The sequence below is a fragment of the Thermogemmatispora carboxidivorans genome (assembly GCF_000702505.1).
Taxonomy (GTDB): domain Bacteria; phylum Chloroflexota; class Ktedonobacteria; order Ktedonobacterales; family Ktedonobacteraceae; genus Thermogemmatispora; species Thermogemmatispora carboxidivorans.
Window position 1 is genome coordinate 4502136 of sequence record NZ_JNIM01000001.1, and the last position, 25088, is coordinate 4527223.

Here is a 25088-nt window from a genome sequence, read left to right on the forward strand (position 1 = left end):
GGGTCCCAGCCTGCCTAAGTGACCCAGCCCCGGCCTCAATCAGGTCTGCACCTGATTGTCGTTCGTCTGCGGCGCCCGATCGATCTTCCACGTTCCATTCTCACGCACAAAGTTTATTGTGCCCGTCGCCATACGCGCACTTCGCTGGAAGCCCAGCTTTAACTGCGCAGTGGCATGGTCCCCATTCTCCTGGAAATCAGAGGCCGAACACGTGGTCACTGGCCCCACCAGCGCTGTGATGGTCTGAAAGCCTTTCGTAAACTGCTGCTCACTTTCATTCGCCTGGAGGTTAGACGAGAATTGACCATAGGCTGTGTGATAGTCGCTCTTCTTCAGAGCACTGCAGAAGGTATCCATCGTCTTCTGAGGTGAGGAAGCAAGCAATCCGAGAGGTCCAGGGAAATTGAGAGGATTAAAGAGTACCACAACTAAAACAAGCACCAAGAGCACCAGCACCAGGAGAGAGGCAATCAGGCAACCTGCACGCCCGCCACGCCGCGCCGGCGGCTGTGGCTGCGGCGGGAATTGCGGATAGCCTGCTGCCTGACCGGGGAAGGGTGGCCCCCCCTGGGGAGGTGGACCATAGGGCGCCGGCTGCACAGGGTAGCCCGGTGGGCCTGCCGGTGGCCGCTGACCATAGCCTTGATTAGGTGGCGCCCCATAGGGCTGAGCTGGCCACCCTCCCTGCTGGCCATACCCTTGTCCCTGCATGGGCGAGGCTGCAGCAGGGGGCGACTGATACGCTGACTGAGGATAGGAGGGCGCCGCCGAGGAGGGCTGGAACTGATCGGGTGAACCCGCCACCACCGTGCGCTCTTCGGCCTGGTCCCCAACCCCAGCGACCTCATAGGTAAAGACTGTCTCCCCGAAACGAATGCGATCGCCTGAGTTAAGACGCCGAGGAACCTGGCTGGTCAGACGCTGATCATTGACAAAGGTGCCGTTGGTACTGCCTCGGTCAACCAGACTGTACCCTCCATCCTCAGCACGAAATTCCGCATGGTGTGACGAAACTTGCTGATCGTTCAAACGAATCTGATTATCGGGCGCACGCCCCACAGTCGTCACGCCCGGCCCCAGGGCAATACGCCCTTGAGGGCCGCTCAAGCTCGCTTCCACAAGAGAACTCCTTTTTCCTTGATCGGTGTCTACTTCCTTCCTGCTTGCCTGCTTCGGACCATTCACCTGCTCAGAACACCTGGCCCCGGTGCATCCACCCGGACCTCCCTGTCCCATCACTTTACCACTGACTACCACGCAAGCAGAGCCAGTGCAGCTTCGACCAGACATCTACTGACTTGCTCTACGCTAGTCCGCGATTGTCTCACAGTTAGCAACCTTCTTTCCTTTGCCTGCTTCGCTCGCCCACATTGCACAAGAAGCAGCCGGAGCACTCAGTGACAAACGACTGACTTGTGGTATACTGGCAGCCTACTCTTCTCCCCACTCTGGCAGGGACCTGCCTCCTGCCTGGCCCAGTCCAGTCTACCCTGTCCAAAAAACGTAGCAAGCGGGCATTTTTCTTCAAGGAGAACGATAGGGCAGGCACGAGACAGCCCCACAGCCAGAGATGCTCAAGGCTCTCAGGCCAGGGCATTGAGGCGCCAGATATCGGCCTCTAGCACCAGCTCATCATGATCCGTCTCTGTTTTCCCATTGGCATAGGTAATGATCCCACTCACAATGAAGCGATCGCCTTTCTTCTGAGTTGCTCCCACCGCACAGCTTTTGATCCCCCCATTGCTCTTGATTACCGGATCAGCAACGTTGACAAACTGGCGCAGGCCACCAAAATGCGCCTGGAAGTCCAGGCTGAGCAGCTCGTAGGCAGTGCTATACGCGCCCTGCTGCAGCGCCTTGCAAAAACTCAAGAGGGAGCGTGTTGGCGTCGACAGCGACGATAGAGCATCGACCAACCAGTCGCCCATCGCAGGTACCAGCAGGGCCGTGCTCTGCTCCGGCTGGGCCTCAGTACGGTAGCGCACCACGACCAGAGTCCTGGCCTGCGTAGGAGTCACTGTTTCAATCTGCGAGGAGCAGGAGGTAACACCATCCACAAGCAGGCGAAAAAGCCCAAGAGAGACATGGCGCTGGAAAAGCGCCGTCAACTTTGCATAGGCAGCGTCAGCTTTACCTGCTTGCAACGCTGAACAAAAGGCATCGAGCGAGCGTGGTAGCGCTGTGAGCGCCTCGTCCTTGCTCAGTAGCCAGGTTCCTCCTTCCTGGCTCAGGCTGACCTGCTGCGTCTGGAGCTGGCCGGCGCTGGTGAGCCGTAGCAAAGCCGTTGCCGTCGTCCCCTGCACCTGAAGGGCCTCATAGCTACAGCCTTCGGTCTCTCCCAACAAGCCAGAGAAAACCAGCAAAGAAGTCTGACGCTGTAAAGCCGAATCCAGATAGCGATAGGCCGAGCGAGGATCTCCCTGACTCAGAGCAGTGCAAAAGGCGGCTAATGACTTTTCTGGAGTCGAACGGAGCGTGTACCAGGCTCCTCCGGCGGCCAGCGCCAGCAGCAGACCTCCAGCCAGGGCAATGAGCAGGAGGCGTCGACTCGCGCGCCGAGGTCCTCCGCCTGCTGTCGGCGCTGGCGATGACCAGCTCAACTCTCTGGTAGTAACAGACCACGACGGCTCAGGAGCACTCTCAGCTCTATAGCCATTGGAACCGGCGTGCAGACCTGATCGATGTCCATCGTCAGGATCAACAGACCACATCTGCGCCTCTCTTCCTTCCCCTCTCGTCAAGCAAGTCCATATCCTTCCTTTCGTCTTACCTTGCTCTCAGTCAGCCAGCAACCAGGTTGCCAGAGGCAAGAGCCAGAAGAGTAGCCTTCTCTGGCGCAATAGGGAAGGGCAGCAGCAGACCTACACAGGCTACTTGCAGGCTACTTGCCAGTACAGGGTAAACAGGGCATACTAAAGAGACAGCAAGCGCGCCGCCGGCTGAAGTATTCAGTACCGTTGGCCCGACTGGCGATCAGCGGCGAGTACGTCACCAGGAGCAAAGCGTGAACGACATCATTCTCAGCGCAGAAAATGACATCATCATCAGCACCAGCAGGTTGACCAAAGCCTTTGGCAACCTCGTGGCAGTCAATGACCTGAATCTGCGCGTGATGCGAGGCGATGTTTTCGGCTTCCTCGGCCCCAACGGCTCAGGGAAGACCACCACCATCCGCATGCTATTGGGGCTGATTCGCCCCACAGCGGGGCGCGCCTTTATCTTTGGCCTGGACAACCAATACCAGCTTCCGCGCATCCTGCGGCGCATCGGCGCTGTTGTCGAAACACCTGTCTTCTATCCCTATCTCTCTGGAAGAGACAACCTGCGCATTCTTGCCGCAGCCTCAGACATGGCCCGGCACCCTCTCAACGACCAGCGCATCGAAGAGGTCCTCGAGCTGGTCGAGCTGCGCGCCCAGGCCGGGCTCGCCTATCATACATACTCGCTTGGAATGAAGCAGCGGCTCGGCATCGCCGCCGCCCTCCTGACCGACCCCGAGTTGATCCTCCTGGATGAACCAACCAACGGGTTAGACCCCGTTGGCATGGTTGAGATTCGCCAGCTCATCGTGCGCCTCGCCCAGCAAGGCAAGACCATCTTTCTCTCCAGCCACATTTTACACGAAGTTCAGCAGGTCTGTAACCGCGTAGCCATTCTGCACCGAGGCAATCTCATCAAGCAAGGGGACGTCGCCGCTCTCCTACGCCAGAGCGAGCACATTCTGATCCGTATGAAGAGCAGCGCCGAGGCTCAGGCAGCCCTGCAGCTCCTACAGGAAGCACGCGAGGGTGGGGCCACCTGGATCAAAGCCGTTGCAGCGGCGGGAGCCGGTCCCAGCGAGCAGCCTGGGAAAGCGAGCGAGGCCAGAGGAGAGGCAGCCACAACGCTCCGCGTAGAGGCACCGGCAGAGCGCTCTGCAGAGATCAATGCCTTACTGGCTCGCCGGGACCTCTTCGCGGCAGAGATCCATCCCCATGAGGGCAGCCTTGAAGAAGCGTTTCTTGAACTCACGGCAGCAGCTCAATTTCCCGGAGCATCAGCCTCTGCCTTCGGTGGTCTTCCTTCTCCTCTTCCACCTGGAAGGAGCATGCTGGGCGAAGGCAAGCGCCAGTAAACGAAAGGAGCAAGGAGAAGCAGAGTCTATGCATCCCACAGAAACCCATCCTTCTTCTACGCCGGCGAGAGAGTGTCAGCAGCCAGGCTACGACTTTGTCAGACCCTCGGTTCTCCTGGGCCGACGCGACTACCTGAGCGTCCTGCTGCGCCTGATCGCGATGGAACTCTACAAGCTCCGCCGACGTCCGCTTACACGGATCTCAGCCCTGATTGCCCTGTTCACCACCTTTTTGGTTTTCTTTGCCCTCTTCCTCTTCTCGACAGGGGACGATAGCGGCCAGGTAGTCAGGCTGCTTCTGCCTCCTACCTCTATCAATATTGCTGTCCAAACAGCTCTTACACCTTTTACTATTCTGATCATTATTCTTGCAGGGAGCGCAGCCGGAGGCGAGTACACCCAGGGAACGATTCGCCTGCTCTTTACCCGGGGGCCTACACGCACGCAGTTTCTCCTGGCCAAGGTGGGGGCCATGCTCATCTGCTGCATTCTGGGTATTAGCGGCCTGAGCATCAGTGGCCTGGTGATCGGCTACCTGCTCAGTCTTCTCCGGCAAGTGCCTGACTCAGGTTCTTTTCTCACAACAAGCTGGCTGCTCCACACCTTCCTTTTTCTACTCCTGGCCATCGTCAACTGGTTCATCTTTGCCGTTATTGCTCTTTTCTTCGGTATCCTGGGCCGCTCCAGTGCGGCAGGCATTGGGGGAGGCATCGTCTGGTACCTGCTGGAGCCTATCATTGGGCAAGTCTGCCAGCTGAGCAGTGAGCTGGTGCAAGGGCCGGTCAGCACCTTCCTGCGCGCCCTTCCAGACTATTTGATCGGCAATAATCTGGCTACCTTGATGGCCCATCAGGGATATTATATCTTTGGGAGCAGTAGCATCTCTACACTTCCCGACGCGGAAGCTCTTGCAGTGCTGCTCGCCTACATCGTGCTCCTGCTGGGCATTGCAGGCTGGTTAAACCATCGGCGAGACATCACCAACTGAACTGATTGTGACAGAAACGAAATCGAGACCCGGCCATGAACATGCTCGACGCCGCCCCGATCAAGGCATACGGCTATGAATTGGGCTTTGACCTCGTTCGTATCACAGGGGCCGAAGCGTTCCCTGAGACCGAGCGAATCATCAAGGAGCGCATTGCCGCGGGTCTCATGAATGGCCTGCCCTGGTTCACCAGTGAGCGAGCAGAAGTCTCCTGCCATCCCGACGCCCTCCTGCCGGAGGCCCGTTCGATCATTGCCTTAGCCATGTGTTATCTAAGCGAAGAGCCGGAGGAGCCGCGGGATGACCAGCCGCGAGGCCGCATCTCGCGCTACGCCTGGGGCGCAGACTATCACGAGATCATCAAGCCCAAGCTGAAGCAATTTGCCGACTGGCTGCGAGAATATGCACGTCGCGAGGGTGGGCAAGAGCTAGAAGCGCGGCTCTTCGTCGACACCGGGCGTATGGTTGACCGCGCCGTTGCTCAGCGAGCGGGCATCGGCTGGTACGGTAAAAACACGACCATTCTGACACGTGGCTGGGGCTCCTGGGTCTTTCTCGCTGAGATTGTGACCAATCTGCCGCTCCCAGCAGACGAGCCACTGCAAGCCAACTGTGGTAAGTGCGAACGCTGTCTGCATGCCTGTCCTACGGGGGCGCTACCTGCTCCCTATGTGCTCGACAACCGGCGTTGCATCTCCTATCTCACCATCGAGCTACGCGGCAGCATCCCGCTCGAGCTGCGTCCCCTCATGGGGAACCTCATCTTCGGCTGCGATATCTGTCAGGAGGTCTGTCCCGTCAATCACGTCGTGGAGAAGCGGCTCGGCCTGCGCCAGGTCGGACAAATGGGAGGGCAGGCTGAAGAGCGAAGGGCAGAGGCAGAAGTGACACGATCGAAGCAGCGACCGCAGATCTGGCTGAGAAGACGCGATGAGTTTCGTCCTCGGCCCTCGGTCGGCGGGGCACCCGAGCTAATCCCGCTGCTCGCCCTTAGCGAAGAAGAGTTCCGCGCCCGTTTTCGCCACACACCTATCTGGCGGGCCAAACGACGTGGCTTGCTGCGCAACGTCTGTGTGGCTCTGGGAAACCTTGGCGATCAGCGGGCAATACCGGCTCTCATTCAAGCTCTCAGCGACGCAGAGGCCCTTGTGCGCGGGCATGCGGCCTGGGCGCTGGGATGTCTCGGGGGAGAAGAGGCAGAGCAGGCCCTTACAGCACGATTTGAACAGGAAGACGACCCAGAGGTTCGTCAAGAGATCCTCCAGGCGCTGACCATGATAAGCAATAAAAAAAGGCGTTAATAACGCCTTTTCGTCGCAGAGAGAAAACCCCACGAGTTGGGAAATGAGAGACAACTGATCGCGAGACACTTGCCTCAATTTTGCTGAGAGAGAGCAGACAGCAGCCACACGCCGGTCAGCGACATCCGACTGAGAACGTAGTGCCATGCAGTGGATAGGAAGGCACAAGCCGTTCGGTCATTAGGGCCGGTCAGCTGCACCTGTTACCAGGTGTCCACCTCCGGTCTATCGACCAGGTGATCTGCCTGGGACCTTATCTCCGGCTGGGGGTCCAGCCTGGAGGGGGAAGCGGCTCTTGGGGTCGGCTTCGCGCTTAGATGCTTTCAGCGCTTCTCCTCGCCTGACGTAGCTACCCGGCTCTGGCCTGGGCAGGCCAACCGGCTCACCAGCGGTCAAGCCCTCTCGGTCCTCTCGTACTAGAGCGGACTCCCCTCACGCTTCCTTTCGCCCACGACGGATAGAGACCGAACTGTCTCACGACGTTCTGAACCCAGCTCACGTGGCGCTTTCATGGGCGAACAGCCCAACCCTTGGGACCTACTCCAGCCCCAGGATGCGCCGAGCCGACATCGAGGTGCCAAACCCTGCCGTCGATGGGAACTCTTGGGCAGGATCAGCCTGTTATCCCCGGGGTAGCTTTTGTCCGTTGCGCCACACGCCTTCCACTCGGACATGTGGGATCACTCAGCCCGACTTTCGTCCCTGCTCGGCTTGTTGGCCTCGCAGTCAAGCTCCCTTTTGCCTGTACACGCCTCAGGTGATGTCCATCCACCTTGAGGGAACCTTTGGGCGCCTCCGTTACCCTTTAGGAGGCGACCGCCCCAGTCAAACTCCCCACCTAGCCCTGTCTGCTGGCGGGTTCTACCGCCTCAGCATGAGTCCCGACAACACACCAGAGTGGTATTTCACCGGCGCCTCCACCGCCCCCACGAGGGCGGCTTCTTCGGCTCCCACCTATCCTCCGCAGGTGTGCCCTCGGCACCAGGCCAGGCTAGAGTCAAGCTCCACGGGGTCTTTTTGTCCTGTCGTGGGTAACCCGCATCTTCACGGGTACTGCAATTTCGCCGAGCCCTCTGTCGAGACAGCGCCCAGGTCGTTCCTCCTTTCGTGCGGGTCGGAACTTACCCGACAAGGAATTTCGCTACCTTAGGACCGTTAGAGTTACGGCCGCCGTTCACCGGGGCTTCCCTGGCGAGCTTCGTGCACCCGCCAGCTTCACCTTCCGGCACTGGGCAGGAGTCAGCCCCTATATCTCCGCTTCCGCGTTCGCAGGGACCTGTGTTTTTGGTAAACAGTCGCCTGGGCCTATTCCTGCGGCCTCCTCACCAACCCTGACCTGCTTCGGATGCCCTTGCGAGCACCCCTCCGGTCAGCGCCAGCTACGAAGGCGCCCCTTCTTCCGAAGGTACGGGGCCAAGTTGCCGAGTTCCTTGACAGAGGCTCACTCGTTCACCTGGGGAGATTGCCCCCCTGCCTACCGGTGTCGGGTTGCGGTACGGGCAGAGGTACGTCTGGCTAGAGGCTTTTCTTGGCGGCCTGGGGGTCGATGACTTGTCGCCTCCTCGCGGAGGCTCGTGCCTGGGGTCACGTCTGGTGGCATCGGGCTTTTCCTCGATGCCTCGCTTCCACCAGGCAGCCCATCCTGTCCACTCGATGGGTTCACCTTCCCTACCGCGTCCCCCCTTCGCTCCTGACGACGTCCTCTGGGGCAGGATTGTCCACCTGCTCTCCATCGCCTACGACCTACCGTCCTCGGCTTAGGGCCCGCCTAACCCTGGGTCGATCAACGGTGCCCAGGAACCCTGAGGCTTTCGGTGGGAGGGATTCTCACCCTCCTTGGCGCTACTCATTCCGGCATTCGCACTTCCGTCCGCTCCACCGGTCCTTGCGGTCCGGCTTCTCGGCTGACGGAACGCTCCCCTACCAGCCTCTCATCTCTTGCGAGAGGCTCCACGGCTTCGGTCGGCTGCTTCAGCCTCCTGGTGTTCTCGGCGCCAGCTCGCTCGACCAGTGAGCTATTACGCACTCTTTCAATGATGGCTGCTTCTAAGCCAACATCCTGGCTGTCTGGGCCAGCTGACCTCCTTTGCCACTCAGCAGCCCCTTGGAGACCTTAGCCGGTGGTCTGGGTTGTTTCCCTCTCGTCTGACAAGGTTATCCCCGCCAGACTCACTCCGCCGCCCCGCTACTCGCGCTGGGCATTCGCAGTTTGCATGAGCTTGGTAACCAGCTCCTGGCCCCGCACCCACACAGCGCTCTACCTCCCAACGCTGCCGCGGCGGGCTGCACCTCCATGCATTTCGGGGAGAACCAGCTATCTCCGTGTTCGCTTGGCATTTCACCCCTACCCACAGCTCCTCCCCTGGTTTTGCAACACCAGTGGGTGCGAGCCTCGACGGATTGTCACATCCGCTTCACTCTGGCCATGGGTAGCTCACACGGTTTCGGGTCCCATCGCCGCTACCTGCCACCAGAGAGCTGGTGGCTGCGCCCTGTTCAGACTCGGTTTCCCTCCGGCTCCCCTCCTCTGTGGGGAGGTTAACCTGTGGCAACGACGATGCACTCGCCGGATCATTCTACAAAAGGCACGCCATCAACCCGCACGTGGCGCCTGCTCGGGCCGGCCCCAGTTGCCTGGGACCCGCTCGCCGGTCTGCCACGGCATGGGTCTCTGACTGCTGCTCGCGTCCGCGGTTTCAGGCACTCTTTCATCCCCCTCTCGGGGTGCTTTTCACCTTTCCCTCACGGTACTCTGTCCGCTATCGGTCGCTGAAGGTCTTTAGCCTTGGAGGGTGGTCCCCCCTGCTTCCCACCGGGTTCCTCGTGCCCTGTGGTACTCAGGGTCCGACGTCAAGCCCTGGGGTTGCTGTCCCCCTACGGGACTCTCACCCCCTCTGGTGTGGCGTTCCAGCCACTTCGGGTCCAGCATCCCAGCGCTCGGGCCTGGCCCCACGCCGGCCCTACAACCCCGCCTCGGACCTGTTGCCAGGTCGCGCGACGGTTTAGGCTCTTCCCCGTTCGCTCGCCACTACTGAGGGAATCTCGGTTGATTTCTCTTCGTCGGGCTACTAAGATGTTTCAGTTCGCCCGCTGCCCCTCGTGCGGTCCTGTCAGACCGCCGATCTCCGGCCATCACGCCGGAGGGGTTGCCCCATTCGGAGACTCAGGGTTCATCGCTTGCCAGCAGCTCCCCCTGAACGTTTCGCCGCTCGCCGCGTCCTTCTTCGGCCTTCAGCGCCTAGGCATCCCCCGCGTACGCTTCTCGCTTGTGCGCCATCCTATGACACCGAAGCACAACGTTCTTTGTTAGCTCTGTCGCGTTGCACTCGGCCTGCAGACATGCTGTCTGCTTTTCAGGCTCTCAGCAAAATTGAAGCAAGTATCACTAACGCGATTCAGTTGTCAAGGTGCATCATCAGCGTAGCGCTTCAGCCAACGCCGCAGTCATCCGTAACGAGACCTGTACTCTCTCCTCTCCTTTTAGGAGGGAGAAAGAGCCGATCGGCGAGGACGACTGCACACCTTAGCGGACACCAGGCTCTTCAGCCATCTCCTGTTGGGAGAGTATCCGCTACCAGCCGGCCACTTATCTTGTTCCCTGGCTCAACCACTGGGACCGTGGGGCTGGGCCGCATTGCTTGCGGCGTCTTTAAGTATTCCACACCTGGCGTCGCTTGTCAAGAGGGTACTGGGACCAGATCGTCCAACTGGGTCACTGGAAGCGGAAGGGCCAGTTGCGCATCCGTCCGAATGGCGGACGATTCCTTCGTGGATCCCTGCACCTCCCTGATTGTCGCCAGCCCGACTTATTGAAGCTGGGCTGTAGCGTGGTGCCTGGATACTATGGCATAGGGGGAGGGGTTTTGTCAATACCTCAGCTTTTGTCATTCGGGGAAGAGATGAAAATTAGCCAGAATCTCCCAGAGAGGATTGACGGATTTCTTTGTGCTGACGTACGCTTTGCTACGTGATAGTACGAGGGGTCACCATATCAATGCGGAAGGGGAGTCTCTTTGATGAAATATTTTTTCTGGATAGCATTCGCCGTCTTCCTGGCGGCCTCTATTCCACATGTTGCTTACTTTTTTGCATCGTTTGAGCCATCATCGGGTCCGGAGGGGATCTGGTGGTGGGGTGTAAGCTATGCGATAGCGATCAGCATTGACGTTACCATTTATCTGCTGTCCTGGACGGCCTTTCAGCGTTATCGGCGCTATCGGACCCCGAAGGCGGTCTGGCAGCATTGGCTTCTGATTATTATTTGTACGGGTTTCTCATGGGCGGTGAACTGGGCCTATGCCAAGCAGTTTCACAGCCCGCAGATGCTGAGCGCGGCGGAGCACGCGGCGCCCTGGTTGACCAACATTTTCCCCTTCATGGCCAGTGCCTTCCCGCTGCTGGGCATCGTCTATACCATGATGGCAGAGACCATCAGCGAGACGGAGGCGGAGGAAAAGAAGGCGCGGCAGCAGCAGCTGACAGCGCTCTCCGAGCTTGCCAAACAGGTCCAACTCCCCATGGCGACCCTGCGTCGCGCTCTGACAACCGGCTCGCGGTTGAATCCCGCTAGCCTTCTGCCGATTGTCAACCAGGAGCGCACAACTGAGGTGGCCCCGGTTGCCAGCGCTGCCAGCAATGGGACGACCCACGAAAGCAGTCAGGATCTCGCACGCCCGATCACCGGTCAGATCGTAGCGGTGGGCAACGAAGGTCCCAATGGTGAGCAGAATACCAATCCGGCGATGTTGGCCACCTCCGCTGATGGCAACCCCGACAAGCTCCAGATGACAATTGAGGTTTTGAAATCGAACCCCTCTATCACCGATGAAGCCCTGGCCCAGTACCTCGCCCTGAAACGCCCCGCCAGCGCTCGCTTCTGGCGCCTGAAGGCCCTGGAGATCCTCAACGCCAATGGCGGGCAGGCCGCAGGACAGGCCAACCATCACAAAAATTCAGTCAGCGATACTGGTGTTTGGGCTACACGCGAAGTCGCCAATGGCTCGCTTGGCCGCCGTTAACTCTCCCTCCCTGGCCCAGACCACCACATGGCCAGTGGAGGCTAGCCCGGCTCCCGTCCCCTCCCTTGCTCACTACCAGGCAGCCAGGGAGCCGGGCGCCTCTCCGCTCACTACCTTGACGTCCGTTGCAACGATATGATAGACTAACCAAGAGCAGTGGAGAAACTTTCTGACCTGTCTTGATGTATACGGTGACAGCGCCGTCATTCTGTGCGCTACAGGTTTCCCATATTGCCACTATCTTAGGGAGGGATCAATGCCGACCACTTTCAGCTACGCGCGTATCCTCTACGCCGTAGGCCAGGTGCTGGACCAGATCGGAGTGAAAAGTATCGCTCTCCGCGAGGAGGAAGATGGCCTCTTCGTCGAGGGCTATAATAGCAACGGTCAGCTCCAGGTCCAGCTGCGTTACGATATCCCCGGGCTCTACGAACTGCTAACGCGCGTGGAAGAGCAAGAGAATGGGCGAGAGCTGCCGCAAACAGCAGAGGTGGAGGGGCTGTTGCGCCGCTTCTTGACAGAACACGACCGCGAGTTGGTTGGTATTTCTCGCTAGCATCTCAATAGCGTTCACCGGAGGAACCGGGGAGTCTCCCCGGTTCTTGTATATCAAGGACGCCCTCCGGCTGGCGGTGCTGGCAAGGATCACTCTCGTTGTCAGCAGTTCCCCATACCCAGGCCTGCTCCGGCTAGCCTGGCCGTCGGGATCGGCAGATAGCACAATAAGGCCCGCTGAGCTGGAGACGTTCACACTCTGCTATGGATGCCTAGCCTGGGTGGAAAAATCGCCTGACTGCCACCTGGACCTGTACCAGTCAATTCCACCAGGAGAGAAAGCCGCTCGATAATGAGAGAGGCCGCGATCAGCTCAGCTGCTCAGCCGCTTACAACCGAGAGGGGATCTCGATCGTAGGGTAGGATGAGCGAGCCGGCTCTCCTGGGTAGTTGTCCCGTCTGGCCTCTCCCGGTTGCTCGTCTTGATGGTCAGTGCCCGCCCCTTGCCAGCAGCTCGGGCAACGCCTTACCAGGCGAAGGCCAACAGCAGAAGGAGAAGCCAGCGAAGACGATCGATCGCTTGCAGATCTCCCATACTGCTGAGGGAGGAGAGAGAAAGCGGCGCTGGTGATGCCTCTCCCGCCGTGATCCGGGATCAGGAAGAGCAGCCTGCTCTGCCCGCTCCAGCCGCCGATCACTCCGTCGGGTTGGCCTCTTCAAGAGCAACTGCCCGCTCGGTTGGATTGGCTCGCGGCCCTACTAGCAGAGAGCCGGTCAACCAGCAGCCAGCAGAAGTGAGAACATTCCCGACCAGCGCAGGTCGATCAGATCGAGGTGATCGCATGCCAACGATGTCTTAGTATTTGCTCTTCGCCTTCTGATAAGCAGCCCGGTAGCTATCTTAATGAGAGACTATATCATAAGTAGTTCTGAAAAGTAAAGCGCAGACCACTCGACTTCGCCAATAAAGTATGATATGCTCATAGTTGTAGGATTGCATAGCAGGCAATCCGAGCACCTGAACAATCAGCAATCCTGGTCTGCGCGGTTTCTCCCCATGAGAGGAGAAGATTGTGCCAGAAGAGATCGCTTTATTCATTGACTTTGAGAACATTCGCTACAGTATGCTGAATATCCAGCGGCGAGAGCCTGATCCGCAGGAGCTGATCGCCGTCGCCCGCCGTTATGGAACTGTCATGGTGGCCCGCGCTTATGCGGACTGGTCGCGTCAGCCGGAGCTGTTCAAGGGCAGCCTGACTGCAGCAATGATTGACCGCGTGGATTGTCCGGCCAAGCAGCGCGACCGCATCCGCATCGGGACGATTCACTATCCTCCAGGGAATCCCTCAACAGGCGCGCTCGGAGTGCCAGGCTACGCTTCTGAAGGTTCGTATCAGCGCCAGTGGCCTACGGGAAGTGCCACTCATAGTGGCTATACTGGTTCGTTCCCCGCAGTCCAGTCCCACCAGGAGAACGGCTGGTCTGGCTATCAACAACAGGATCAAGGGCCGCGCCAGGATACAGAGATGCGCTCTTCCGGTGAGGAGGACACCGCTTATCAACAGGTACCTCGCCAGAGCTTCCCCTCTGGTTACTCCCACGGCCAGCCTCCCAGTGGCCCCCTCTCCCACCATCATGGCGGCTCTGGGTCTGGTCCTCTGGGATATTCCCATCAGCAGCATAGCGGCGGTACCGGCCACTTGCCCGCCATTGGACCTGGCACCAATGCGATCGTGCAAAGTACGATCGTCCAGAGTACCGTCGATCTGAATATGCTGATGGATATCATCGAGACGGTCTTCGACCGACCCTCGATCTCTACTTTTGTCTTGATGACGGGCGATAAGGATTTTACCCGCATCTGCGCTCGCCTGAAGTTGCGTCTGAATAAAACGGTGATTGTTGTTGGGATACCAGGAACCGTCAGCCGGGATCTGATTAGCAGCGCCAACCAGTTCGTTCCTCTGGTCCCCGGCGTCGCCTCGGCCTCGTCGACGAACAGCGGCAGTGGCTATGTCCCCGCCGTCTCGTCGGGCAGCACGGGCCATATGCCTGCTGTGCACCCAGGTACTAATCCCCATATGCCGGCAGTCAACCCGCAGCCGCCGATCGATGTCCTGGACCCGCAGTTCTTGCAGTTCCTGGACTACATCGACCGCAACTGGTCCTGGCGCACCGTTATGGGCGTGGCGAATTTCATCGGCGATCCCCTGAACCCCAAGAATCGCTTTCGCGGTCGTTTGACACGCGAATCGGCGCGCGAGTTGCTCCATGCCTGCATCCAGCGAGGGATCTTGCTGGTCCAGACCGATGCAAGTGGGGCCGAGGATCTTCGCCTCAACCGCTCCCACCCCGAGGTGGAAGAGGTGCTCAAGCAATTCGTGCGCTGATGCCAGAAAAGAAATGTCAGGGAGGTCCGTGTTGCTGAGCACAGCCCTCTCCGTCGCTGGCCCGCGCCCCCGTAGCGCGGCTTATTCACTTCGCCCAAGGTCCAGGCGCCTGGTAGCTGCAAAGCGCCAGGCGCTTTCATTTCTGTTCTGTCGCAGGTGATCTTTTCCGCGTTCTCTTTGATCTTTGCTTGCTGTGGAGCGTACTTTCATGGGAGAAGAGTCTCATCTCTCTCTGCTCGAAGAGCTGATTGAACGTCCAAGCCCCTCGGGTTTCGAGCAACCTGTTCAGGAGGTGGTGCGCCGCGAGTGCGCTCGCTACGCCGACAGGGTGACAACAGACGTGCATGGGAATGTGATCGCCGCCCTGCATCCCGAGGGGCACCCTCGCCTGATGCTGACGGCCCACTGCGATGAGCTGGGCCTGATGGTGCGTTATATCGATGAGCAGGGCTTCCTGTATTTCGCGCCCATTGGGGGGTTCGATCCGGCTACTCTCCCCGGCGAACGGGTGCTGCTTCATACAGCTTCAGGCCCCATACCCGGTGTGATTGGAGTGAAGCCGATTCATCTTCAGGGCGACGAGGAGCGCGGCAAAGCCCTCGCTCTGAAACAGCTCTGGATCGATATCGGGGCGAACAGTAAGAAGGAAGCCGAAGAAATCGCTCCTCCAGGGACGGTGGTCACCCGCGCGGCCCGGCTGCAGCCTCTGCGTGGCTCGCTGGTGACGGCTCGCGGCCTGGATGATAAGGCCGGCCTCTATGCGGTACTGGAAACGCTGCGGCAGGTCTCTGAGCAGCGCGAGCAGTTGCAGGCCGCCCTCTACGTGGTCTCAGCCGTGCAGGAGGAGATCGGTTCTCGTGGCGTACGTACCAGCGCCTTCGAGGTGCAACCAGAGGTAGCCATTGCTGTCGATGTGATGCCCACAGCCGACCATCCCCAGACCTCTAAGCAGGAGATCGGCGATATCCGGGTTGGGGCCGGCCCGGCGCTGACGATCGGAGCGCACGTGAATCCACACGTCTACGAGCTGCTGCTGCAGGCGGCTCGTGAAGCCGGACTACCCTACCAGCTTGATCCTACCCCAGGACGAACGTCCAGCGATGTGGACCTGCTCCAGGTGAGCCGCAGCGGGGTAGCAACTGGCCTGGTCAATATTCCTTGCCGCTATCTCCATACAGGCTCTGAAATCGTTTCGTTGGAGGATGTTAAGGCAACGGCAGCCCTGCTGACTCGCTTTACCCTGGCCTTGAGCGCCCAGACAAATCTGATTCCCTAACGTTCCTGATATGCTATCCAGTCCGACTCTCTGCCAAGCTGGCTGACAGAGTGAAGGACGCTCGTCAGCCAGCTTCGTTGGCCAGGGAAGAAACACAGGATGGTCAGGGTTTCCTCGGCCAGCTACCTGGTCTGTGGGCTAGTTGACCGGCAGGAGCCAGCCCGGCTGCGGCTCTCTTCGGTGCGCTCAGTAGCCGAGAGGTGCTCAGCTGAATGGGGTGCGTCCACTATTTCCTCTCTCCCTCCCCGTCAAGCTGTTCTGCCCGCATGAACTGACTCGCGCCGAGCCGGGCCTGCCCATGCTGCTCGCTCGTCCAGCGGCCCCCGCGCAGGCGCTCGCCTCCTCCAGCCTGGATAGAGTGGCCAGATGGAAACCGGCAGCGGGGCACACAGGAAGGAAGGCAGAGGATGGAAGCCAGGGGCCAGACAAACTGGCCCACGCCGGCGTTGCTCACGCCCCGAACAGGAGCCCGCATCAGGACTACGGCGATGCCAGCGCCGGCAGCCGGCCTGGAGGTAGCGGCATTCATGAGCGGTGCCCTACCCAAGCGTTAGCACTTTGCTTATAATGTGAGTACCCAACGCCGTAAGGAGACCGCTGGATTATGCAGCATGTTCCCAATCTACTGAGCCTCAGCCGGATCGCCAGCACCCTGCTCATTTTTATTCTGGTACTGATCAACCAGCACTGGGCTTTTTTGGTGGCCACCCTTTTCTTCGTGCTGGCATCTATCACCGATCTGCTCGACGGTTATCTGGCACGCCGCTATCATCTGGTCTCATCGCTAGGCGTTTTCCTCGACCTGACGGCGGATAAGGTCTTTGTCTCTAGCATCCTGATCGCCCTGGTGCAGATCAGCCTGGTACCAGCCTGGATCGTTGTGATCATTGTGGCCCGCGAATTCCTGGTCACTGGCCTGCGCTCAATGGCCGCGGCCCGGGGGACCGTGATCGCCGCAGGACGCTGGGGCAAGCAAAAAACTTTTATCACCTTGCTCGCCATCGGCGGTATCCTCCTGGCCCACGGACTTGGCGACCCTCAGCTGGCGCTCTTCCCCACTCCCCTCCTGACGTCCTCTCCCTCAGCCTGGAGCTTGAGTAGCTTGCTCCATCTGTCGGCAGATATCGCTCTCTTGCTGGCCACCTTCTGGACCATCATGTCAGGGGTGGAGTACGTGCTGCGCGCCTTGCCACTCCTGCAGGGCAAAGAGGACCACCTGCGCGCCTAGGTCGGAACTTTCCCTTCACCGCCACCGATAGCAAGAGCCAGCGGGATCGCGGCCAGAGGCTCAGCCCAGGCGCCACTCTTCGGCGTCGCTCGCCAACTCCCTCGCCAGCTCAGCGGGAGGATGCCGCCCCGCCGGGCGAGGCCACCACCTCCTTCTGCCCAAGTTTGCGCTCTTTTCCAGCTAGAAGCCGCTCAATATTATCAGAATGGAAAAATATCACGAGCAGGGGAGCAACGATCATAAAGATCATGGCCGGTATGGGGAGCCAGCCGAGAACTCCAGAGACAATGCCACAGATCATGACAGTGACACAGCCTACCAAGGAGCCCAGGGAGACATAGCGAGAGAGGGCAATGGTACTAATGGTGAAGACTGCCCCAATGCCAAAGATAAGAAAGGAAACAGGGGGCGCAACAAAGAGCAATGAGCCAGCCCCAGTAAGGACCCCTCTGCCTCCCTGGAAGCCAATAAAGACGGGATGGCGATGGCCGATGAGGGCCGCTAAACCTGCCAGCAGAGGCCCCCAGCCCAGGACGTGAAAGAAAGGTACGTAGACAGCCAGGAGCATCGGCAAAATACCTTTGGAGAGATCGAGAATCATGACAATGATGGCCGGCCCCAGTCCGAGGACACGGTTGACGTTGGTCGCCCCCGTCTTGCGACTGCCATAGTTGCGAATATCAAAGTCACGTCCGCGCAGAATCTTGCCCATCCAGTAGCCTGGCGGCAACGAGCCCCAGAGATAGCCGATGACGGCTACAAGCAAGAGTCTGAGCGCAATAAAGATGGGTTGATCAGCGGTAAGCGGCATAGGAGCCTCCTTCGTTGACTCTGTGAAGTCGGCGCTAGCTAGCACCTGTTGGCGGCACGTCGTCGCGCGCCCTTATTATAGGCCACAATGTCCGCCGGATTCCAGCCAGCCAGTTTCGATAGCAACCCCTCCTCTCCTGCCCTCTCCCGGCACTCTTCGAGGCTCTTGCCTCCATCCGGCAGCAGACAACAGCCGCAAGGCCACAGCCGACCTTAGCCGGTGGCAGGCCGATCTTGCGACCAGAGCAGACTGTCAAGCAGACGAATGCCTCCAATGCGGACCGCGACTACGAGAAGCGCTCTCTCTCCTAACCCAGCCAGAGTCGTCAGTGAATCCGGATCGCACAGCGCGACATAGTCCAGCGTCGCCAGGGGCTCAGCCTTGATGACCTGCTCCACTGCCTGGATGACCGCCTCTGGCCGCCGCTCACCAGCAAGCAACAATCCCAAACCGGTCAATAAAGAGCTATAGATAACACGAGCAGCAAGGCGTTCTTCAGAAGTTAATAGGGAGTAACTTTCGCTATACACCAGTCCATTGGCGTCTCGCTGCTCAGGCAGAACCGAGATATTCACGTCGATATTGAGGTCACGCACAAGGCGACGCAGGAGGGCCACCGTATAGACCTCGTTGCGCAAGACATAGGCGATATCTGGCCGGACAAGCAGCAGCAGCTTGCAAGTGGTCGTGGCGATGGCCTGCAAACGCTGCGGATAGAGCTGGGCCTCGCGACATTCGGCCAGGGTCCCAGTAGGAGTGACATAGGTGGCAAAGTCTGGCGGATACATCGCCTCCCGCTGCGGCACAAAGACCACATCAACCCCCAGCCGCTCCAGCAGTCGCAGCTCGTGTTCACTGGCCCCTTGCTCGCGCGTATGACGAGCCAGTTCTTCTGGTGAAGTGAACTGGAGAGGGTCGGCAAAGAGGCTGACGACACAGATTTCACATTCTCGCCTGGCCGCTTCGATGAGAGCCAGGTGCCCCGGATGCAAATAGCCCTGCGTCGGAACCAGGGCTACGGCTCCCCCAGACAGCCAGCCACGCGCCGTCTCAGTCATCTCCCACAGTTCATGAATCACGCGCATACTTTCTCCCTGGGCTGCGCCCATTTGTATAAAAATGTATCTCTATTATTCATTATGTGCGCGTATTGTAGTTGCTCCGTCGTGCGGCGTCAACTCACCTACCATGCTATACTACTCAGCGAGCCAGCCCCCTTCCAGCTTCGCACGCGCCCGGCCCGCGCGACCTGGCCCTGGCCATTGCCGCGGCCTCTGGCAGTGGGCGAGTGGCTCCCGCTGGTGCTCCCTGAAGTAGCGCCACCTCGCCTCTCATGCTATACTACTCAGCGAGGAGGTCTGCGTCTCACCCATGAAGAACGCTTTGCCCCGCCTGAAATGGCTGTTGCGCCTGAGTGCCTTCGCCAGCCTGCTAGCGGGTCTGGGGGCTGCCCTGGCCGTTGTCTGGCACCGTCTCCTGACACCGCAGCTGCTAGAGAGTGCGCTGCCGGGTCAGGCGCGGCTCTATCGCTGGCGGCACGGCTACATCTTCTACAAGCTGGTTGGTCCCGAGCAGGGGCCGCCGCTGGCGCTCTGGCATGCGCCCGGGCTGGCAGCCTCCGCTTATGAGTTGCGCGAGCTGGTGACCCTGTTGGGGGAACGATATCGGGTCTACGCCCCTGACCTGCTGGGCTTCGGCCTCTCCGACCGGCCCGCGCTCCCCTATAGCGGCCCACTCTATGTTGAGTTGCTGAGCGATTTCCTGCGTGAGGTGGTCGGGCAGCCGGCGCTACTGGTGGCCCAGGGAACAAGCTGCCAGTATGCCCTGGAAGTGGCCAGGCGCAGCCCTGAACTGTGCCGCGGTCTGGTGCTGCTCTGGCCAGAGCACGAGGTCGGGTGCTGGCAAGAACGCTTTCCCCGGCTTCGCTGGCTGCTGGCCCTTCTGGCTCGTCCCCCTCTGCTGGGACTGCTCACCTATTGCCTGCTCACGACGCGGCCCGCGCTACGCTTGCTGTCGGCGCCAGAGCAGACACCCAGCGACCTGGACTATCGCTACGCCACAACTCACCAGTTCGGCGCAGAACACGCTGTACAAGCCTGGCTTACTGATCGTCTCCGTCTGGAGGCGAATGGAACCCGGTCCCCAGCGACCCCTTTGCGCCCCCCCGTCCTGCTCGTGCACGCTGAGCCAGGCGGGAGCAAGACAGAGGATTGGCCCGGGCTCCAGAACCAGGTGACGGCTGTCGAGCAGCTCTGGATCAAGGCCCGGGACTGCACGATCGACCGGCAGACAGCCGCCTTGATCAGTGCTCGCCTGGACGCCTGGCCAGAACTCACGACCCAGGGAGAGGAGATCTCTCAGGCAACCTCCGGCACCGGCGAGGCTCACGAGGCATCCCCGGACCCCGAGAGCGAGCCGACAGGCTCCGCAGCTGCCTCCGTAGTGGCACAACCCCAGCAGTCGCTAGCCGAGCCGGAGCCTGTCTTTGAAGCATACTGCGTCCGATGCCGGCAGAAAACTCCCATGCTCTCCGTCTCAGAAACAACGCTCAAAAACGGACGTCCGGCGCTCCAAGGCCTCTGCGCACGCTGCGGAGCACGCATGTATCGCATTGGCCGTCGCTGATGGCCTGGCCGAGACCAGGAGACCGCCAGCCACCCCGGCCAGTGCCCGGAACAGAATCAGCCTTGTCCGTCGTTGTAATCATCAGAAGGGAGGCCACAGAAGCGCGGGAAGGAGCCAGACAGGAACCGGACGCTGGTCACAGCGCCCCGTCGGCCAGCACTGCACTGCACTGCAGTGCACTGCGCCAGGACGAACGGGCCTGAGATCAGCCAGCGCTCTACCATAGCAAAAATGGCTACCTGATTTGACTTGACGTCCGGTTTTTGAGACCGTATAATCTCTGTCATGTGTTGCGCACCTGGCGTAGCGCCTGCCGCGCGCTGAGCAGCTCTTGAGGGACCCTGACGGCACAACCACGTGGCAGCTTTGCCCCAAACTCTGCACGGATGCATGCGCAGTGGATCATGATCGCCACGCCGTACCCGCGTAAAGTGCGGCCCAGCGATCACTTGCAACAGAAGCATGCTGTTCTCTTCCCCGGTTTTCACACCCCACCGGGCCAAGCCTGGTGGGAGGGGCTGCGGATTCGCCTTCTGATATGCCCAGCCCCAGGCAGCCACCCACGCCGTGGCTTCTAGCACTGGCCAGGGCGAGCAAGCAAACAAACAAGGGCAAGGAAAGCAGGCAGCCGGTCTACCCTGGGCTTCCACCCCGAGTGAGCGCGCTGGGTTGCCCCCAGCACCTGGCCACAGAGAGGGGCAAGCCGCCAGGTCAGAGCGCCATCCCATCACAGGGACCACAGGGCCGCCAGCCGCCTCCAGATCAGACGGATCGGAGGTGTCCGCCGAGCCGCTGCGGCTCCCAGCCTGATCCTGGGGACCAGGCAGAGAACTGTTCCAACGAACCGGACGATAACAAGCCAGAGCTAGCGATTGCAAGGATCTGGGAGAGGCAACCGCGAACGAATCACGCTTCGATCACGAGCCTTAAGACCAGAGAGGAGTAGGAGTCTAAATATGAGTATTGGTGGACAGAGCGATGTAACACCCGAGCGCAAGGTCTACTTTCTGACCCCTGAAGGATATCGCAAGAAAAAAGAGCGCCTGGAATACCTGCGCACGGTCAAGCGCCAGGAGGTCGCTGACTTCATCCATGACGCGAAGGAAGCTGGCGACATCAGTGAAAGCGGCGCCTACGAGGAGGCCAAGCGCCAGCAGGCTGCGGTAGAAGGCGAGATTCTGGAGCTGGAGAAGTTGCTGGCCTCTTCCGAGATCATGACCGCTGATATGCACAGCGATCTCGAAGGCCCTCCGGTCGTACGTATCGGTATGCAGGTAGAGGTGGAGACAGAGAGCGGCGCAACACGCACATTTAAAATTGTAGAGACCTACGAAGCCGATCCCAAGTCCGGTTTGATCTCCGACCAGTCTCCAGTCGGTAAGGCTCTGCTCGGCCATAAGGCGGGCGACGTCGTGAGCGTTTCGACACCGGGTGGCGTGACAACCTACAAGATTCTGTCGGTGCGCCCAATGCTCTAAGCCGAGGGCGTCGGGAGTTTGACCTGGTCGCCGCAGCACAGCTCAGGCCCACGCCCTTCTTGACAACAACGAAGAACAGAGCAGGGTGGCTCCGCCACCTCGCGCCGTTAACCGGTACGCGAGAGCAGGCGTCGATTGCCACCCTGTCTGTTTTGCACACCCAGCTCGCTCTTCGCCGCAGCGTCAGCAGACCAGGCCAGGAAGGAGGCTGGCCAGACCGGCTAGCAGCCGTGCCGATTAGATCACAAACTGGCCATCCTTGTAGAAGAGCAGGCCATCGACACGAATCTCACTCTCCTGGCGCATGTCACATACCAGGTCCCAGTGGATAGCCGACTGATTGCTGCCGCCCGTCTCGGGATAGGAGGCCCCCAACGCCAGGTGGATGGTCCCCCCAAACTTCTCATCAAAGAGCGGATGCTTGGTAATGCGCTGCACGCGGTAGTTATTGCCAATGGCGAATTCTCCCAGTCGGCGCGCCCCCTCATCGATGGCCAGCATGCGATCCAGATACGGCTGGCCGTGGGCCGCCTGGGCCTCAACCACGACACCGTTTTCCAGGCGGAGGCGCACATCTTCGACCGACACTCCCTGCGCGCTGCAGGGAAAACGGAAGCGAATCCAACCGTTGGCCGAGGTCTCTAGCGGACTGGTGAAGATCTCCCCGCCGGGCAGATTGTAGCGGCCATCGTCGCTGACAAAGCGTCGTCCCTTATAGGAGAGGGTCAGCTCGACGTCCGGCCCACGCAGCTCAACGCTGGCTTCCTCACGCGCGCTGAGCCACTCCACCAGGCGCTCTTGCTGTTGGTGCAGCTCCGCCCAGCGCGCCACCGGGTCCTCATCATCCAGAAAGCAGGCACTGTAGAGGAAATCCTCGAAATCGCTCAGGGACATGCCTGTGTTCTGAGCATAGGCGGGCGTCGGGAACATGGTCGCTGCCCAACGCAGCGACTGCGGATCATAGCGCCGATCAGGTTGGGTGCGCTTCATCAGGATCTCACGCAGTTCTCTGCTAGCTTGCTGTGCGAGCGCCAGACGAGCCGGATCGACGCCACTCAGCTCGGCGGTGTTTTCCTCCGCCTCGATATCGAGGAGGGCTTCATACTCCCCCCAGAGCAAACGCTGCACCGGCGACACAAAGGTCAACTGCTCTTCGCTGGCCTCTTTGAGGATGATTTCAGCAAGACCCGGCAGCTGCAAGAGAGGTGACACATGGGCGCCGGCGCGCACCGCTTCCCGCACAACTTCGCGAATGAGGGGCGCCGCCAGGGGAGTGGCGAGGATCGCCAGACGATCTCCCCGGCGCAATTCCAGGGAATGGTGGACGAGAACGCGCGCCATGCGCTCCACACGTGGGTCAGACATTATCTTCCTTTGCCTCCTTCAACATTAGGCCTGCGCCGGCTGCTCGGGACCTGCCTCTGTCGAGGTCGGCGACGCAGCGACAGGCTCGATTCTGGCTGGCAAGCCAAACCAGCCGATGAGACCGGCTAGCACCGTCAGCCACCCTCCCACAATAAACAGAATATACACCGGAATGAATTGAGCAAGATAGCCCCCAATGGCAATCGAGAGCACACTGGCAATAAACATGCTGGTCTGGATGACAGCCTCAACACGCCCGATGAGCGTCCGCGGCGAGCTGATGAGGACCAGCGCCATGTAGCCGACTTCGATGCCACCCTGGAGCAGCCCCGTGAGGCAGTAGAAGAACAAGGCCAGGGGGAACCAGACCTGAAAGCCAAAGACGACAATCCCCAGCCCCGTCAGAAAGACACTGCCAGTCAGTAAGGAGCGCGGCGAGAGCTTCTTGCTCAAGACTCCCGCGATGAGGGAGCCAATAAGGAGACCAACGCCGCTACCTGTGGCCATCGGCCCATAGAGTTCAGGGCTGACATGGAGACGCTGGCTGATGAAGACAATGTCCAGGGCATTGAGAGCACCCACCCCAAACCAGTTGATCACCAGCAGGAGCATCACCACACCAAGGACCCGTGAGCCGAGGACAAAGCGGAAGCCGTCCACTAGCTCGGTCAGTACCGCGCGCACGGCCCCAGTACGACCCTCGCCAGCCGCTACCTCGGCCCGACGCTGCGCGCCCGGCTGCAAGGCTTGAGCCGAGACGCGCATGGCCAGAATACAGAGGGCTGAGACCAGAAAGGAGAGCGCATTGAGTATCGTCCCAAGGTAGGGGCCAACCAGAAAGTAGAGGCCCGCCCCCAGACTCGGACCAGCAACGACGGCAAAGGCAAAGCTGGACTGCAGAATCGAGGCCGCCCGCGGCTGGTCTTGTTCGGCAAGAATGACTTGCATGACCCCCGAGCGCGCCGGTGAGAAGAAGCGGCCCAGGCTGCCAATCAGGAAAACTGCCAGATAGATGGCTGGCAGGCGCAGCGCCGGCGGTACTAACAGAGGCCAGAGGGCAATAAAGCAACGCAACAGATCAGAGACGATCATGATCTGACGGCGATTCCAGCGATCGACAAAGACGCCGGCAATCGGCCCCACCAGCACATAGGGGAGATATTGGGCCGCCCAGATGCCACTGACTGAAGCCGCGTTGGGCACCAGGGAATAGGCCCAGATCTGCAAGGTCGTACTGTAAATGAAATCTCCCAGATAGGAGATGATCTGGCCGCCAGTCAAGAAGAGGAAATTACGGTTGCGCAGTAGGCCCACGGGAGGAACCTCTCCCACCGACTGCGCCGCTGTCTGGGGGGAAGTAGGGTGCTGCGAATCCAATGTCATGCAGAACTTCCTTTCTCTGTCGCAGTAACTGCCAATCGCATCCAGTGCATCCAGTGCAGGCGAAGTAAGGTCATGGGTCCACGCTCCAGGCCACTGTTACCACACAGGGCCGCAGAGCAAATTGACGAGCAGGCAGACCGGCAGCGAGGCCCACTCTGGCCCAAGAGCCGGCTCCGAGATGAGAGCGAGAGCCTGGGAATCTGGCACCCAGTCAGGCAGCAGCGCGCAATGGCATCCCCACATCTCCCCATAGCCATGCTGGCTCAGGCTCTTTCCCGCGCGCTCCGCCCACCCAGCTTTACAAACTCTGCCAGCCAGTCAACAAGCCAGCCAACTCGCCTGCAGCCGATCTTTGACGGAAGGACCGTCCCATCCCAGGCTCAGGCTCAGGGCTGCAACTGCCCCCGCTGTCCGCCTCTTTTCTTAGCCGAACAGCGGCAGCAAAGCAGCGATCATCTAGATCTGGCAGAGCCTTTTAGCTACCTATGGTTCTTAATACTCAGGCATTGATCTATTCTTATCGCTCAATATTGGCAATCATGCAAAAAGATAAAGTACAGATAGCCATGTTGTCAAGGTATTTTATAGCAAGATCCTCAGCTCGTTGGTCTGGGAA

At 59.9% G+C, this 25088-nt stretch carries 16 protein-coding genes and 1 rRNA gene; 10 read left to right on the top strand and 7 right to left on the bottom strand.

From position 1 onward, the window contains the following. Positions 1-39: 39 nt before the first annotated feature. Positions 40-1119, bottom strand: coding sequence for an Rv0361 family membrane protein (locus N688_RS17720; RefSeq protein WP_052890532.1), 1080 nt, complete (start codon positions 1117-1119; stop codon positions 40-42). A 464-nt stretch (positions 1120-1583) separates the two neighbouring features. Next, entirely contained in the window at positions 1584-2711 is a 1128-nt protein-coding gene (locus tag N688_RS17725) for a nuclear transport factor 2 family protein (protein WP_052890533.1), read from the bottom strand. 293 nt (positions 2712-3004) lie between these two features. On the opposite strand from N688_RS17725, the gene N688_RS17730 reads away from it, so the two are divergent. Genes N688_RS17730 through queG form a run of 3 tightly spaced genes read left to right on the top strand, consistent with a single transcriptional unit; the run spans position 3005 to position 6403 of the window. Then, positions 3005-4114 (top strand): ATP-binding cassette domain-containing protein, encoded by a 1110-nt coding sequence (locus tag N688_RS17730; protein ID WP_202901960.1) that lies wholly within the window; start codon positions 3005-3007, stop codon positions 4112-4114. Between the two features lie 28 nt (positions 4115-4142). Next, positions 4143-5102 carry an ABC transporter permease gene (locus N688_RS17735; protein ID WP_052890534.1) on the top strand — a complete coding sequence of 320 codons (960 nt, stop codon included), beginning with the start codon at positions 4143-4145 and terminating at the stop codon, positions 5100-5102. 35 nt (positions 5103-5137) lie between these two features. After that, on the top strand, positions 5138-6403 hold the full coding sequence (gene queG / locus N688_RS17740) for a tRNA epoxyqueuosine(34) reductase QueG (RefSeq protein ID WP_052890535.1): 1266 nt from the start codon (positions 5138-5140) through the stop codon (positions 6401-6403). Between the two features lie 160 nt (positions 6404-6563). Here the strand turns inward: queG and N688_RS17745 are convergent. Beyond that, a 23S ribosomal RNA gene (locus N688_RS17745) occupies positions 6564-9675 on the bottom strand. A 744-nt stretch (positions 9676-10419) separates the two neighbouring features. Here N688_RS17745 and N688_RS17750 point away from each other — a divergent pair. The 5 genes from N688_RS17750 (at position 10420) to pgsA (ending at position 16810) form a co-directional block, all read left to right on the top strand. Further along, the gene (locus tag N688_RS17750; protein ID WP_052890536.1) at positions 10420-11421 is read left to right on the top strand and encodes an LTA synthase family protein; all 1002 of its coding nucleotides are present in this window, start codon (positions 10420-10422) and stop codon (positions 11419-11421) included. A gap of 256 nt (positions 11422-11677) precedes the next feature. Next, positions 11678-11977: a hypothetical protein gene (locus N688_RS17755; protein WP_052890537.1), complete on the top strand. Its 300-nt coding sequence runs from the start codon at positions 11678-11680 to the stop codon at positions 11975-11977. A 1012-nt stretch (positions 11978-12989) separates the two neighbouring features. Further along, complete coding sequence (locus N688_RS17765) at positions 12990-14306, top strand: NYN domain-containing protein (protein ID WP_052890539.1); 1317 nt, start codon at positions 12990-12992, stop codon at positions 14304-14306. Positions 14307-14514: 208 nt separating this feature from the next. Beyond that, complete coding sequence (locus tag N688_RS17770) at positions 14515-15582, top strand: M42 family metallopeptidase (RefSeq protein ID WP_052890540.1); 1068 nt, start codon at positions 14515-14517, stop codon at positions 15580-15582. Between the two features lie 604 nt (positions 15583-16186). Then, positions 16187-16810: a CDP-diacylglycerol--glycerol-3-phosphate 3-phosphatidyltransferase gene (gene pgsA / locus N688_RS17780; protein WP_052890542.1), complete on the top strand. Its 624-nt coding sequence runs from the start codon at positions 16187-16189 to the stop codon at positions 16808-16810. Positions 16811-16919: 109 nt separating this feature from the next. Here the strand turns inward: pgsA and plsY are convergent, their stop codons facing one another. Both plsY and N688_RS17790 read right to left on the bottom strand, forming a co-directional pair. After that, a complete protein-coding gene (gene plsY / locus N688_RS17785) occupies positions 16920-17621 on the bottom strand; it encodes a glycerol-3-phosphate 1-O-acyltransferase PlsY (RefSeq protein ID WP_052890543.1) in 702 nt (233 codons plus the stop codon). A 212-nt stretch (positions 17622-17833) separates the two neighbouring features. Further along, a complete protein-coding gene (locus N688_RS17790; protein ID WP_052890544.1) occupies positions 17834-18706 on the bottom strand; it encodes a 4-phosphopantoate--beta-alanine ligase in 873 nt (290 codons plus the stop codon). 286 nt (positions 18707-18992) lie between these two features. Here N688_RS17790 and N688_RS17795 point away from each other — a divergent pair, with 286 nt between their 5' ends. Together N688_RS17795 and greA are read left to right on the top strand one after the other, a co-directional pair. Further along, positions 18993-20246 carry an alpha/beta fold hydrolase gene (locus tag N688_RS17795; protein WP_052890545.1) on the top strand — a complete coding sequence of 418 codons (1254 nt, stop codon included), beginning with the start codon at positions 18993-18995 and terminating at the stop codon, positions 20244-20246. A 956-nt stretch (positions 20247-21202) separates the two neighbouring features. Beyond that, a complete protein-coding gene (gene greA, locus N688_RS17800; protein ID WP_052890546.1) occupies positions 21203-21724 on the top strand; it encodes a transcription elongation factor GreA in 522 nt (173 codons plus the stop codon). Between the two features lie 237 nt (positions 21725-21961). On the opposite strand, the gene N688_RS17805 is transcribed toward greA, so the two are convergent. Both N688_RS17805 and N688_RS17810 read right to left on the bottom strand, forming a co-directional pair. Beyond that, the gene (locus tag N688_RS17805) at positions 21962-23089 is read right to left on the bottom strand and encodes an aminopeptidase (RefSeq protein WP_052890547.1); all 1128 of its coding nucleotides are present in this window, start codon (positions 23087-23089) and stop codon (positions 21962-21964) included. 24 nt (positions 23090-23113) lie between these two features. Then, complete coding sequence (locus tag N688_RS17810; RefSeq protein ID WP_052890548.1) at positions 23114-24472, bottom strand: MFS transporter; 1359 nt, start codon at positions 24470-24472, stop codon at positions 23114-23116. Between the last annotated feature and the right edge of the window lie 616 nt (positions 24473-25088).